This window comes from Methanosarcina horonobensis HB-1 = JCM 15518 (assembly GCF_000970285.1).
Taxonomy (GTDB): domain Archaea; phylum Halobacteriota; class Methanosarcinia; order Methanosarcinales; family Methanosarcinaceae; genus Methanosarcina; species Methanosarcina horonobensis.
On the sequence record NZ_CP009516.1, the window covers coordinates 4947959 to 4961988 of the forward strand.

Consider the following 14030-nt stretch of genomic DNA (forward strand, 5'->3'; position numbering starts at 1 on the left):
TGCGATAATTAAAGATTTGTTATAGATATCTGTGAGAGTTCTATCAAGGATTATTTTTAAAGTGATTATTAATTGTTTATGGAAATATTATCTTGAGAGAATATTGCCTTGAGATTAGAAAAATGTAACTCCGATATAAATTTACTGTAATAAAATTACTATAATTTGAACTATTCATTTAGACAGTTATAATATAATTTATAGTTTTCATATAATTTACAGTTCTCATATATAAATCCTGCAGAGCAATTTTGAATCATTTCTGTAATGAAAACAAGCCTCTGACTTTAAGGATCTCAAAAGTCAGAGCCAAAGTCAGAGATACATCAGAGGCCGAAGATCTCAAACGAGAACCTCATCCAGCAGGATAGGCGGGTAAAATACGCCTCTTTCCGTAATCATCGCAGTCACATTCTCCATGGGAGTTGCGTCAAAGGCAGGGTTATAAACCTCAACATCTTTCGGGGCAAGCTGTTCACAGCCTGTGAACCGCAGTTCATCAGGATTTCGCATTTCAATCTTTGTGCTCCCTTCCCAGCCTTTAAAGTCGAAAGTAGAGATCGGAGCTGCTACATAAAAGGGGATTTCATGCTCTTTTGCAAGGATAGAGTGCGTATAAGTCCCTATCTTGTTAAAAACAACATCCTGGGTAATCCGGTCAGCCCCTACAAGCACGCTGTTTACAAGCCCCTGGCGCATTGCCCAGCCAGCCATGGAATCTGCAATAAGGGTCACAGGGATTTTGTCCTGCATGAGTTCCCAGGTAGTGATCCTACTTCCCTGGTTTAAAGGCCTTGTCTCACAGGCAAGAACTTTGATCTCTTTGCCTTCTGCAATAGCCGAACGCACAACTCCGAGGGCTGTACCCCAGTCAACACAGGCTAACCTGCCTGCATTGCAGTGTGTAAGTACGGTATCTCCATCTTTCAGGAGCTTTGCCCCAAATTTGCCTATCAGCTTATTTGTTTCGATATCTTCTTCTGCAATATCTCTGGCTTCCTGAAGGGCAATATCCCGGATACCCTGAACATCGAAGGCATCAGAAATTGCTTTTAAGACCCTGTCCACACCCCAGCTCAGGTTCACAGCTGTAGGGCGTGTTGATTTGAGAGCTTTAGCCGCAACCCTGAGATCTCTGGTTATGGATTCAATGTCTTTCGCCCCGCTAAGGGAAGCTGCCAGGGCAATTCCGAAACCTCCTGCAGCCCCGAGTGCAGGTGCGCCCCTTATCCTGAGAGACTGTATAGCCTCACAGAGGGAGCTCAGGGTCTTACATTCTATTACTTTGTATTCTTGCGGGAGTAAGGTCTGGTCTACCAGTACCACAGAATTGGACTCTTCGTTCCAGTCAATTGTCCTCATTAAATCACTTTCCGATGTAAACATCAGGTTCTGCCGGAAAATTCTCCGACTTCTTTTTCAAGCCGTCCATCCGATAAAAACCTATTCGACTCCTCCTTTTGAAGGATGAGCTTTTTCTTCAGATTATACTCGGCAGGTTAAGTTTATTATAAACAGATTAGATTTATGATCAACAGTTTATAATCAAGCAACCTGATTAAGCAACCCGAAAAACTTGAATAAGAAGTTTAGATTAATAAAGGTCTCTGTCTTGCCTAAAAATAACTTATAAGTGAGCTGTTCAGAAGCCTGACGTCTGATTAATAATTTTATTTTACTACAAGCCAGCAAATTTTAGAATGCGTTTTAGATATATATAAATAAACGCAATATTTCTTTCAAGAGGGGCAAAGTTAGATATAATAGATTTATAAAGTAACAGTACAAATAACAGAAGATTTTAAATCCATAGCTGAGATAGAGGAAAATTTGTAATAGAGGAAAATTTGTAATTTCAGGAATAATTTCAGGAATTATACTTTCATAATTTCAGGGACCTTGAATCCGTAAATCTCCGGATCTATAATTTTGGAAGTCTTGGAAATCTGTTGCTTCATCAAGTTGTGGTTTATGAGAGTCAGGGTATTCGTCGGAGAGTAAGCGCTTATGACAAAAATAAAAATAGCAATTGCAGGAATCGGGAACTGTGCAAGCTCTTTGATACAGGGCATTGAGTACTATAAAACCGAAGATAAAGATCCCATAGGGCTTATGCACATGGACATCGGGGGATACAGGCCCGGCGATATCAAAGTTGTTGCCGCCTTTGACATTGATGCCAGGAAGGTAGGTAAAGACGTTTCAGAGGCGATATTTGCTCCCCCGAACTGCACGGCGGTTTTTTGTCCTGATGTTCCCCTTACAGGTGTGAAAGTAAACATGGGCAGGGTGCTTGACGGAGTCTCTGACCATATGAAGAACTATGGGGAAAATTATACTTTTGTTGTCAGCAAAGAGCCCGAAGCCGCAAAAGCAGATATTGTGAAGGAACTGAAGGATTCGGGCGCAGATATGCTTCTCAATTACCTCCCTGTAGGTTCCGAAGAAGCTGTCCGTTTTTATGCCGGATGTGCACTTGAAGCAGGGGTGGCTTTTATCAACAATATGCCTGTTTTTATTGCAAGTAATCCGGAATGGGCAAAACGGTTTGAAGAAAAGAATATTCCTATTATAGGCGATGATATAAAAGCCCAGCTTGGGGCAACGATTACTCATAGAGTCCTTGCTGACCTGTTTGAAAAACGCGGTGTAAGGCTCGACAGAACCTATCAGCTGAATACCGGCGGAAACACCGATTTCCTCAATATGCTCAACAGGAGCAGGCTTGCTTCCAAACGTGAATCAAAGACCGAAGCCGTTCAGTCCGTGCTTTCACAGAAGCTTGAGGATGAAAACATCCACATAGGACCGAGTGACTATGTTGCATGGCAGAAAGATAACAAGGTCTGTTTCCTCAGAATGGAAGGCAGGCTCTTTGGGGATGTACCCATGAATATTGAACTCAGGCTTTCAGTGGAAGACTCCCCTAATTCTGCAGGTGTAGTTATTGACGCTATTCGCTGCTGCAAACTTGCTCTTGACCGAGGGATAGGAGGAGTACTGTACTCCCCGGCTTCTTACTTCATGAAACATCCGGCTGTCCAGTACCCTGATGATGAGGCATACCGCAGGACTGAAGAATTTATAGCCGGCACCAGAGAGCGTTAAAGCAAAAAGGGAGAAAATCCTGAAAGCAAAAATTCCTGTAAAAAGAACTAATCTCAAAAGATTCAATCCATAAGATCCCGGAAAACATCCGGGAGTTTTATATTTTGGGAATTTTATATTTGTTTCTGTTCTGAGATATTCTCTACCAAAGAAGATATTTTTTATGAAAAAGCATTTTTACCAGAAAATGTTTTTCTGCAAATTTAACTTAACTTATTTCAATTTTTTTATCTAATAGCGAATTTATCTATTTACCGAATTCCTTCTGCTGTAATTGTAAATTCTGCACTTGAGCCTTCAGGACGGGAACGATGCTTGTAGAGAATGGCGCGCCTTGTACCCTCACCTGTTTTTTCCAGCTGAATGATTGTCTTTGAGATATGTTCAAGGGAACTCCCTCCCAGAGGGCGCACCCCACCTGCAATAACATCAGAGTATACCTGATTTGTTATAACTGCGGCAAAACTATGTTTCCGGGCAAGGGCGTGTAAGAATCCTATCTGATTGGCAAGCTCTCTGCGGCTTTTTATTCCGGTCTCCTCGTCTTCCAGCTCAAACCTGTAGTATGATGTTGCAGAATCGAGGATCACGAGCCCTATGTTCTCACCTGCTATCCTTTCTACCTCTCTTACGGCTGAGTACTGTTCTTCAAAACTGAGAGGTTCGTAAATAATTATACTCCTGGCTATTTCCTTTGCATTTTCTCCTGCAATCTGCTTGAAACGAACAGGAGAAAGCCCTTCCGTGTCTATGAAAATGACCTTCTGCCCCTGTTTTACACATTCCACTGCAAGCTGGATACAGATGTTTGTTTTTCCGGTTCCTGCGGCTCCGAAGACCTGAGTTACGATTCCTCTTTCGAAACCCCCTCCAAGAAGATCATCAAGGGGTTTACAACCGGAAGATAATAGTTTCTCTATGACTTGACACCTCTTTTTGCACTTGAGAAAGGTATGAAAGATCAATGATATAATGCTTTTTTCGTAATTTTTTGTTTTTTCTCAAAAAAGAGCCATGAAGGCTGAAAAATGTAAAAGAAAGCAGAAACGGAGGAAAGAGAAAAGTAGAAAAGAGTAGAAAAGGAGGAGCAAGAAAAAAGAAACATAGATTGAAGAGTTGAAAAGGGTAGAAAAATGTTGAAAAAAAGATAAAAAAAGGTTGAAAAAATGGAGAATTGAAACTTAGGCCTGAATCATGAAATCCGGAAAATTCAAACGTTTTACAGAATGGAATCATGGAAGATGTATAAGAAGGAACTCACTTTACTTATAATCACAGTCTTTTGCTACAGATTGCATATTTTTACGCAGCAGAGATATAGAGGGATATCCTTTGATAATATGTTATGATGTTTTCAAGGAATAAAGCCATATATATGTTATCCGTACCTATATCCACCAAAGTGCCTTCCACACCAGATAAAGTCTTCCGTACTTGGAAATATTCTCATGAATCAGGCATTTTTTTAAAAACAGATGCCCCTACGTTTGTTATCAGATCTGATAACAAACGGCTATCTTTGTATACAAAGTAAGAGGGTAACTGTATCCAAACATGGGTTGAAAAACCATTATAAGTAAGATCGGGCATTTAGAATAATTACCTGGAAATAAAGATAAACTTCACTCAATGGAGTGAAAAACGATATCTAAAGGGCACTCTTTAGAAACTGCATGCCCTGTTCCGATAATCGCTGACTAGTTTGGAAGAGTTATTATACAATTAGTGGGTTGGCTATGGAATGGTACCCGTGCAGGGTTTTGTTTTGTTGCTTTGACGCATTCTGCGCCGGCACAATCCCTCTCTGCACACCGGAAATAAAAATAGAATGTAGTAAAGATGCATGCCGAAAGCATGCGAAATACGAAGTAAAAATACAGAGAAATATTGTACCATAGATAAGAGGGGCGCAAAGTATGGCAAAAGTAATAGTTTACACAACCGAACGTTGTCCTAAATGCAATAGATTGAAGAAATTCCTGGAAGCAAATTCAGTACCTTTCGAAGTAGCAGATATGTCTACGCCAGAGGCCCTGACCGAGCTGCGTTTTAATGGAGTATTTACAGTGACAGCGCCTGTTTTACAGATTAATAACGAATTCCTGACCTATGCGGAGCTCTTCCATGGGGAAGAAGTAGACTCTGAAAAAATCATGAAAATTGTGTAACATGACATACACAGGCATCTGAAAATTTAAGACCGCTTAAAAAGTTTGTAAATTCCATCCAATCATTAAACGATTACTGAAGATGAGAAAATGACAGGCGAGATTTTCTTAACCGATGATGAATTATCCGATAGCCAGCCAGTGCAAAAAGCACTTACCGGGCTCTCCATCTCTTCCCTCCCCAAAAATGACCAGTTATCTGACAATCAGCCCGTACAGAAGACACTTGACGGGCTGTCCGTCTCCCCCCTCCCCAAAGTCAGGACAACAGAAGGTTTCATTCTTAACTGGGACAGGAATATCATTGTAAGCCAGCTTTTGAAAGAAACAAAATTGAGCGAGATCTTCTACAGCAAGCCTGCAATCACAAAAGAAGAAGCTGTTGATATTGCAAAAGAAGCCGAGAAAATAATCAGAAAAATGAATATTAAATTCCTTTCAGGTCCTCTTATCCGTGAGATAGTAAATAATATTCTGCTTGACAGAGGGCATGTGGAATGGAGAAATATAATGACAAGAGTCGGGGCATCTGTTTATGATGCTTATGAAATCGACTCAGGATATGGCTTCGGGGCAAACGATAATGCAAACCAGCTGAATAATGCCGAAACATCTCACAAGAGAAAAGCCGACAAAATGTCCAAAGAGCAAAATCTCCTCCTGATGCCAAAAGAGCTTGCAGACCTTCACCTGAGCGGTGACTTCCACATCCATGACCTCGAATATATGGGCACAAGACCTTTTTGCCAGGACTGGGACCTTCGATACTTCTTTTATTACGGGCTCATGCCTGATGGGGTTGGAACACAGTCAAGTGTTGCAAAACCTGCAAAGAATGCCGAAGTAGCTTTCCTGCATGCTGTGAAGGCAATGGGATCAGCTCAGACTAATTTTGCAGGAGGACAGGGCTTTTACAATTTCCTGACTTTTATTGCGCCTTATCTGGAGGGAAAGTCCGAAGTAGAGATCAGACAGCTCATGCAGATGTTCGTCTATGAAATGATGCAGATGATGTGTGCAAGAGGCGGACAGACTGTCTTTTCCTCGGTCCAGCTCTCCCCTGGCGTCCCAAAGCTCTGGAGAAATATCCCGGTTATTGCCATGGGCAAGGTCTGGGACGGAAAGCAGGCTCCCCTCAGGACCTATGGAGAATTCGAAAAGGAGGTCAGGCTCGGGTTCAAGGCCCTTATGGATGTCATGCTTGAAGGAGATGCCTGGGGCAAACCTTTCAGCTTCCCCAAACCGGAAATTTCTCTAGAACCCGACTTCACGGAAGAAGACGAGAACTTTAACAAATCTCACCCTGAACTCCCAACCTACAAAGAACTTTACAGATTGACCTTTGAACTGGCTGCCAAATTCGGGACTCCTTACTTTGACAACCAGCTTCCCGAGTACAGAGGTGCGGGAGAAGGGATTTCATGCTACCAGTGCTGCGCTTACCAGTTCTCTGCAAACCCTACCGATGATAAGGAATTCGATGACAAGCTGCACTTCAGGGACGGAAAGCATTTCTCAATGGGCTCGTGGATGGTTCTGTCCTTAAACTGCCCGAGGGCTGCATACAGGGCTGAATATGATGATGAGAAGCTTTTCACCGAACTTAAGAATCTGATGAACAAAGGTGTGGAAGTCTTCAAAATCAAAAGAAAATGGATGAACAGCTTGATCAAGAAGAACAGGATTCCCTTTGCAGCCCAGTGTCCCAAGGACCCTAACAACGGGGAAAAAGGAGCAATGGCTGTTGACTTTGACAGCCTTGTATATACGATTGGAGTTGTAGGGATCAATGAGATGGTCCAGTACCATACAGGTTACCAGATCCACGAGTCTTCTGCTGCGTATAAGCTTGCTATCAGGGCTATGTTCGAAATGAAAATGCATGCCCAGAAACTTTCGAAGGAAAACGGTATGGAAATTGCCCTTGCAAGGACTCCTGCAGAAACAACAGCCCAGCGCTTTGCAGTCTCGGACCTTCTGCACAGAGAATATGCTGACAAAGCACAGCTCACAATCAAGGGAGATCTGAAAACCGCAATGAAAGAGTTCAACGAGACACGGGATCTGCCAATATATTATACCAACGGCACTCACATCCCCCCCGGAGCCGATGTCTCCCTGCCTGAAAGGATAAAGTACGAGCACACTTTCTTCCCGATTGTGGACGGAGGAAATATCATGCATATCTGGCTTGGGGAAGGAAAGCCTGATCCTGACGGTCTGCAGGAGCTTGCCATGCATATAGCAAAGAACACACAGACTGGTTACTTTGCCTTCACAAGGGACATGACAGTATGCACCGACGAAGGATATGTAGCTGCAGGACTACTGGACAACTGCCCGAAATGTGGGTCTGAACACGTACAGCACCTCTCAAGGATTACAGGATATCTCCAGTCCGTAGAAGGCTGGAACAGAGGTAAGCGCCAGGAACTCAAGGACAGGAAAAGATACGGCACAAGGGAACTCAGGTGAGCTCCCTTAAATCCTTTTTTACATAAATAAACTGGAAATACAAACTGGAAACATAAACTGAAAACATAAACTGGAAACATAAACCGGAAATGGTAACTGCTATGAAAGTAAATTATGCAGGAACTATCCCGATCTCAACTCTTGACTGGACAGGTAAGGCTGCTGTTACTATCTTTTTTCGGGGGTGCCCTCTTCGCTGTCCTTACTGCCAGAACCATCCTTACCTTGAAGGGCCTAGTCTTGTCGAACTTGATTTTGTGAAAGAGAAGATTAAAACATCAAAACCTTTTGTAAGTGCGGTTGTTTTTTCAGGAGGGGAGCCCCTTATGCAGGAGGCTATTATTCCCCTTGCAGAGTTTGCAAAAAGTATCGGGCTTTTGGTAGGAGTTCACACAAACGGCTGTTACCCTGAAAGAGTAGCCGAACTGGTTGAGCGAAAACTGGTTGACAAGTTATTTGTTGACATAAAAGCTCCTCTTGACAATCCGGAGCTCTATGGAAAGGTTGCAGGTTTTGAGACATATAGAGTAGCAGATATCCGTCCCTCCAGGACACCAGAGGAGATTACTGCAGCTGTTACGAAAACGATTGAGATTGCAGACACCCGCGGCATGGAACTGGAACTCCGGACAACTGTAATCAGAAACCTCATCGGAAACGAGAAGGAAATATTCCTGATATCAGCGTGGATTTCAAAACACGTCAAAAATAAAGGGGTTACATACGTTTTGCAGCAAGGAATTCCTGAACATAGCCTGCAGAAAGATCTCAGGAAAACCAGAATTCTGGAAAGAGAAGAACTTTTTGAACTTGGGGAAATAGCGAAAAGTTTCCTGGAAAAAGTAAGGATAAGGACAAAAGAAGAAGGTGAAGAAGTTATTTGATCCGACTTGGCATCACTAAATAGTTTCGCCACTAAATAATTTCGCCGCCATACAACTAACCATCACATACAACTAACCATTAAACCGATTCACCAACAAAACAGATTCACCAGTAAACAGGTCCTTTATTAAATAGCTTAGTTATAATATTACTGTATCTTTCACTGGCATTTTTCTAGAGTTTTTACCTTTTGTGCTGTGTTTTCAGAAATCTATTATAATCTACTCAATTTTCGTTTTTTTCATCAATTTTACCTTACGGATTTTACAGAAAAAAACGTATTTTAGGTTCAAATTCATTTGAAGTTTACAAAAGTCTTATACATGTCGAAGAATAAAAAGAAATTGATTCAACCCCTGATAAATTCTTGCTTTGGATTTGAGTTCCGGAGGAGAAGAGCTCTTCTGGAGCACTTTCCATAGCATCTCTGTTGGTATTCCGTTGCCCTCTGACAGGAAATCGAAAAATCTCTAAACTTCTTTATACCTGTCACCAAACTTTTTGTAACCTCCGGGGTTACAAAAATTAAATAAAGGAGAGAGACTCAGTCCATTTTAGCCCGGAAAAATGGTACGTATCTACAAAAAATAAAATCGGAAGTAACTGCTTCTAAAAAATGATTATGAAAGAAACAAAAGTGTCTTCAATCGGAGAGCGCGCTTTAATCTCCCGCTTATCTGAGATTTTCAATGCCCCTGAAGGAGAGGAAAAAGGACAGGAAGGAATCCTTATAGGTGCCGGTTCCGATGACTGTGCCGTCCTTTACCTGAAAGGTGAAGACTGTCTGGTTGTTACGACTGATATGCTGCACAGGACAACGGATTTTCCGGCAGAGATGACTCCCTGGCAGATGGGCTGGATGTCCGCAGCCGTAAACCTGAGCGATATCGCTGCCATGGGCGCAGAGCCCGCAGGCCTTCTTATGGCAATAGGCATGCCGGCAGATACTGAAATTGTTTTTGTAGAAGAGCTTGCAAGAGGCATACAGGCGTGCGCCGGGTTCTGCGGGACCGCTGTTATCGGAGGCGATCTTGATACCCACGCAGAACTGACAATTACAGGAACAGCCCTGGGAAGAGTTAAAAAAAGCAAGCTCCTCCTGAGAAAAGGAGCAAAACCGGGAGACCTTGTCTGTGTTACAGGGTATACAGGGTCAGCCGGAGCAGCTCTTAAGGCAATTCAGTCGGAAAAGCCGGTCAGTGAAATTGTCCTGAAGGCTCTCTTTGAACCCATCCCCCGCATAAAGGAATCCCGGCAACTGGCTGAGTCCGGTGCAGTCACATCTATGATGGATACCAGCGACGGACTTGCCATGTCTCTTTACGACCTTTCCAGGCAGAGTAAAGTGGGCTTCAGAATCTGGGAAGATGCTCTTCCGATTCTCCAGGAAGTTAGAGAATTCGCTTCAGGTCCTGAGGAACTGCTCGAATTTGCCCTTTATACAGGCGGAGACTTTGAACTTGTCTTTACAGTTGACCCGAAACGGCTGAAAAAAGTACAAAATATATGTAACTTGACTATCATAGGGGAATGCACAGAGTACGAGACTGGTATTATGCTTGAATCCCCCGAATGCAGGCTGACAGCTGTAAAACAGCTGGGATACCAGCAGCTAAAAGCCGAAACGGCTGACTAGCTTTCCTGAATAATGGTAACCCCCGTAAATCAAGAGCCTGGAGTGAGAGAAAAATTAAGAAACTATGACTGACAAAGCTCGCACTACCACATAAATAGGACAAACTTCAGGCTAAACTAATCAAACTCGTGACTATATAATTTATGCACAAGGTTCAGAAGGATAAAATATGAAAAAAGATTGGCTACAAATATTTACAGCGGTTCTGGCGCTGGGGATATTATTCTGCGGGACTGCAAGTGCAGCTCCAAGTATAGAAGAAGTATCGCCCTCGGATTCGAACGTTACAGGGATAGTGGGAGATCTTAAAACGTTCAGTATCCGAACAAACGAATCAACAACAATTGACTGGTCAGTTGATGGATCTCCCGTAACAGAAACTTCATATGATTCTGGAACGAACACATCTGCTCTAAGCCACACAGTTCAAACTGTTCCATGCAATATCACAGCCACTGTTCACTCAACTGGTGGGAGCAGGACTTGGACTGTAAGGAATGAAGCACCGAAGATCATTTCGTTTGAGCCTTTACAATCAGAGATTAGTAATGATGTAGGAGACTCAAAAAGTTTCAATGTGACTGTAGACCAGCCCTCTGATATTACTTGGTATCTTAACAATAATGTGATTCAAGGCACTGAAAACTCCGTAACCACATCCACATATACAAACAGTTCTGCAGTAGCGGGTAATTATACAATTGAAGTGAAAGCAGAGAACTCTAATGGAACAGTTTCAAAATCCTGGACATGGACAGTAGGTTCTTCCTCAAGTGACAATAAAGTGTCTGTAGATGTTAACCCTTCAGATGAAAAAGTTGAGATATCTCAAGGAGAGTCCAAGATTTTCTATGTCAACTCTACAGACAGCCAGAATATCACAGTAGCATGGATCGTCGGGAACGAAACGAAAGAAACAGATGGAAACACGACTTCCGCTTCATATGAATTTAAGGGAGATACTTCCGGCACCTACAATCTTAGCGCAGTGGTCACTGACTCCGACAATGATAAATTGACAAAAGCATGGAATATAACAGTCCAGTCAAAATATTATTCAAGCGGGAACAGGATCTGGGACGAAGATCTTGGGTTATCTACCACATACAAATGGACTGCCCAGAGTTACTCAGGCTTCTTCTATGACCTTGATACCGGAGTTTCTTCTGAAGAAATGACTATCAAAGATATAAGCAGAAAGATAGATGAAGGGAATATTGAGTACATCACAAGAGCTACCGAAACTAAGTTTGAATACAGCAGCTGGGGCTCATACCAGATAATAGGATTCATGGCAGAGAAATACTTCGCAGGTTACGTTGATGATAACGTAACAGTTCAAGGAATTGACGATGTAAGCCTGATATCCGATGGTGTACTCGCCAAGATCCTGATAGACAGCGATGATAAAAAGTCCATATATTCAGGAGATTCCTTTGAGCTTGAAGACGGATATGCCCTGAATATTGTGGAAGTAAATGTTAATGGGGATACCGTATGGGTCCAGCTTGAGAAGGACGGAAATGTGGTAGATGATGGTTTCATCTCCTCGAATGAAGACTACGTCTATGAAACCGATATCGGAGAAGCTGAAGACGTACCCATAATCATTGTCCACTTCGGTACGGTTTTTGCGGGCCAGGAAACCTCTGCTGTCTACATACAGGGCATTTTCCAGGTCTCAGACACCTATCTGGAACTTGAAGGAGGAGATTCTTTCGGGGAAATGGAAGTAACTTCCCTCAGCGGCGATGAAATAAAAATGAAGAATGAGGACGACATAAGCCTTGACAAAGGTGACACAATCGACCTTATGGGCAAGATACAGATTCAGGTAGCCGATGACAGCAAACTGCGCTTTGCCCCGATCCTTGATACCTCCGAGGAAGGAGTCTATGAACTGCGCGGAACCGTCTATGATGAAAATATTGATAAATCTCTCCCAACATGGACGCCTTACAACTTTGAAGGCTTTTATTATAGCATAGATGAGGGAATAGGAACCGAGAATCTGACAATTGAAGAACTGGATGAGGATGGCAAGGAAATTCCCTCAGGAAAGCTGGTCTACAGGTCCGAACCCCAACCTGTCCAGTTTGAACATAAAGCATGGGGCAATTTCACAGTTGTCGGTTTCATGGCAAAGAAATACTTTGCAGGATATCCCGATGACACCGTTAATGGAGAGATCGATGACGTAAGCCTTCTTTCGGAGAATATCCTATCCGAAGTCCTTACTGACAGCGATGACAAAGTGTCCTTTTACTCAGGTGAAGCCCTTACACTTGAGGAAGGCTATTCTCTGAACATCCTGGAAGTAAACGTTAACGGAGATACCGTATGGGTACAGCTTGAAAAGGACGGAAAGATAGTGGATGATGAGTTCATCACCTCGAATCATGACTACATCTATGAAGGCGATCTTGGAGAAGCAGAAGACATACCTATAATCATTGTCCATTTCGGCACGGTTTTTGCAGGCACAGAGACCTCTGCTGTCTTCACACAGGGAATTTTCCAGATCTCGGATAAGTATATCGAGATTAATAATGGAGATAACTACGATGAGATGGAGATCACCAGCGCCTCAGAAAATGGCATCACAATGAAGAATGACGATGATATCGGGCTTGGCAAAGACAAAACCATTGATATTATGGGCGACGTCAAGTTCAAGACAGCGGATTCCAACACTCTCAGGTTCTATCCATTCGTTGAAGTCGAAACCGCAAGTGGAGAAAGCAGAGAGCTCAAGATAAACCTGCCTGATGAGATCATTATAAGTGACACTTTCGATATCAAAGTGATTGCAGGTAATAATTCGATTGAGGGCGTCAATGTAAAGGTCAACGCAACCAGCGTGGGTAAAACCAACGCCGATGGTATCGTTGAGTACACTGCCGATAAGGAAGGAACTTTCAAGGTTACTGCAGAGAAAGAAGGGTACACTACAGCAAACAAGAACATGAAAGTTATTCCTCCGAAAGAGAAAATGAGCCTTAACGTTTCTCCTGAAACAGTGTATGTGGGAGACACGATCACAATAGAAGCCTTAAAAACAGTCGGAGGAGACCCGATTGAAGATGTAAATATCTCAGTCGACAGCAAAGCTCTTGGGAAAACCGATTCCGACGGAAAGATCACATATAAAGCTGAGGAAGTCGGTAAAATCAAGATCAGTGCAACTGCAGAGGGCTTCCTTGACAAGAGCGTTGAGGTCAATGTAAAAGATTATGAAGCTATCTTTGAGTTCTCCAACCTGCTAATCAGCCCTATAGAGGTCAGGGCCGGAAAAGAAGCGAAGATCACTATTAATGCCGAAAATACGGGTAATGCTGCAGGGGAATATAATGTGGAATTATTTGTGAACGAAAGCTCGGTTGATTCCCAGCAGATATCCCTTGATGTGGGAGAAAGTACAACAGTAACCTTCGACCACAGCGAAGAGACTCCAGGTACCTATACGGTAAAAGTAGGAGGGCAGGAAGCTACCTATACTGTAAAAGAAAAGTCCTCCATGCTGCTTTATGGCCTGTTAAGTATTATCGTGTTATTGGTCGGCATGATAGCTTATATGTTTACCAAGGGAGGCTGGACTGTAGCAACTCTACAGGCTAAGGTAGACGAACTTATTAAGTCGGTAAACTCGAAAAGATAAACAACAGAAACCAAAAAAAAGGAAGTTCAAACAAAGTCTTAATTTAAGAACAAAATTTAAGTTCCCGCGTTTCTTGTTTAACGCGGGTTTCTTTTCTATT

Annotated in this window: 8 protein-coding genes; 6 read left to right on the forward strand and 2 right to left on the reverse strand. The window is 42.7% G+C overall.

Features of this window, described 5'->3' with window-relative positions; translation table 11 throughout:
* Window positions 1-342: 342 nt before the first annotated feature.
* Window positions 343-1362, reverse strand: a complete 1020-nt coding sequence (locus MSHOH_RS21535; RefSeq protein WP_048143774.1) for an S-methyl-5-thioribose-1-phosphate isomerase — start codon at window positions 1360-1362, stop codon at window positions 343-345.
* Between the two features lie 645 nt (window positions 1363-2007).
* On the opposite strand from MSHOH_RS21535, the gene MSHOH_RS21540 reads away from it, so the two are divergent.
* Window positions 2008-3108, forward strand: a complete 1101-nt coding sequence (locus MSHOH_RS21540) for an inositol-3-phosphate synthase (protein ID WP_048142829.1) — start codon at window positions 2008-2010, stop codon at window positions 3106-3108.
* Window positions 3109-3359: 251 nt separating this feature from the next.
* On the opposite strand, the gene radB is transcribed toward MSHOH_RS21540, so the two are convergent.
* Complete coding sequence (gene radB, locus MSHOH_RS21545; RefSeq protein WP_158024299.1) at window positions 3360-4070, reverse strand: DNA repair and recombination protein RadB; 711 nt, start codon at window positions 4068-4070, stop codon at window positions 3360-3362.
* 954 nt (window positions 4071-5024) lie between these two features.
* On the opposite strand from radB, the gene MSHOH_RS21550 reads away from it, so the two are divergent.
* The 5 genes from MSHOH_RS21550 to MSHOH_RS21570 all read left to right on the forward strand — a co-directional run bounded on the left by MSHOH_RS21550 (window position 5025) and on the right by MSHOH_RS21570 (window position 13930).
* A complete protein-coding gene (locus tag MSHOH_RS21550; protein WP_048142833.1) occupies window positions 5025-5276 on the forward strand; it encodes a glutaredoxin family protein in 252 nt (83 codons plus the stop codon).
* 90 nt (window positions 5277-5366) lie between these two features.
* Entirely contained in the window at window positions 5367-7751 is a 2385-nt protein-coding gene (gene nrdD, locus MSHOH_RS21555) for an anaerobic ribonucleoside-triphosphate reductase (protein WP_048142836.1), read from the forward strand.
* A gap of 89 nt (window positions 7752-7840) precedes the next feature.
* Entirely contained in the window at window positions 7841-8635 is a 795-nt protein-coding gene (locus MSHOH_RS21560) for an anaerobic ribonucleoside-triphosphate reductase activating protein (RefSeq protein ID WP_048142838.1), read from the forward strand.
* Window positions 8636-9258: 623 nt separating this feature from the next.
* The gene (thiL, locus tag MSHOH_RS21565) at window positions 9259-10272 is read left to right on the forward strand and encodes a thiamine-phosphate kinase (protein ID WP_048143776.1); all 1014 of its coding nucleotides are present in this window, start codon (window positions 9259-9261) and stop codon (window positions 10270-10272) included.
* Between the two features lie 169 nt (window positions 10273-10441).
* A complete protein-coding gene (locus MSHOH_RS21570; protein WP_048142840.1) occupies window positions 10442-13930 on the forward strand; it encodes an S-layer protein domain-containing protein in 3489 nt (1162 codons plus the stop codon).
* Window positions 13931-14030: the final 100 nt, after the last annotated feature.

Coding starts and splice junctions, on each gene's coding strand:
- MSHOH_RS21550 (WP_048142833.1), top strand. CDS start 5,025: ATGGCAAAAGTAATAGTTTACACAACCGAACGTTGTCCTAAATGCAAT.
- thiL (WP_048143776.1), top strand. CDS start 9,259: ATGAAAGAAACAAAAGTGTCTTCAATCGGAGAGCGCGCTTTAATCTCC.
- MSHOH_RS21560 (WP_048142838.1), top strand. CDS start 7,841: ATGGTAACTGCTATGAAAGTAAATTATGCAGGAACTATCCCGATCTCA.
- MSHOH_RS21570 (WP_048142840.1), top strand. CDS start 10,442: ATGAAAAAAGATTGGCTACAAATATTTACAGCGGTTCTGGCGCTGGGG.
- MSHOH_RS21540 (WP_048142829.1), top strand. CDS start 2,008: ATGACAAAAATAAAAATAGCAATTGCAGGAATCGGGAACTGTGCAAGC.
- nrdD (WP_048142836.1), top strand. CDS start 5,367: ATGACAGGCGAGATTTTCTTAACCGATGATGAATTATCCGATAGCCAG.
- MSHOH_RS21535 (WP_048143774.1), bottom strand. CDS start 1,362: ATGAGGACAATTGACTGGAACGAAGAGTCCAATTCTGTGGTACTGGTA.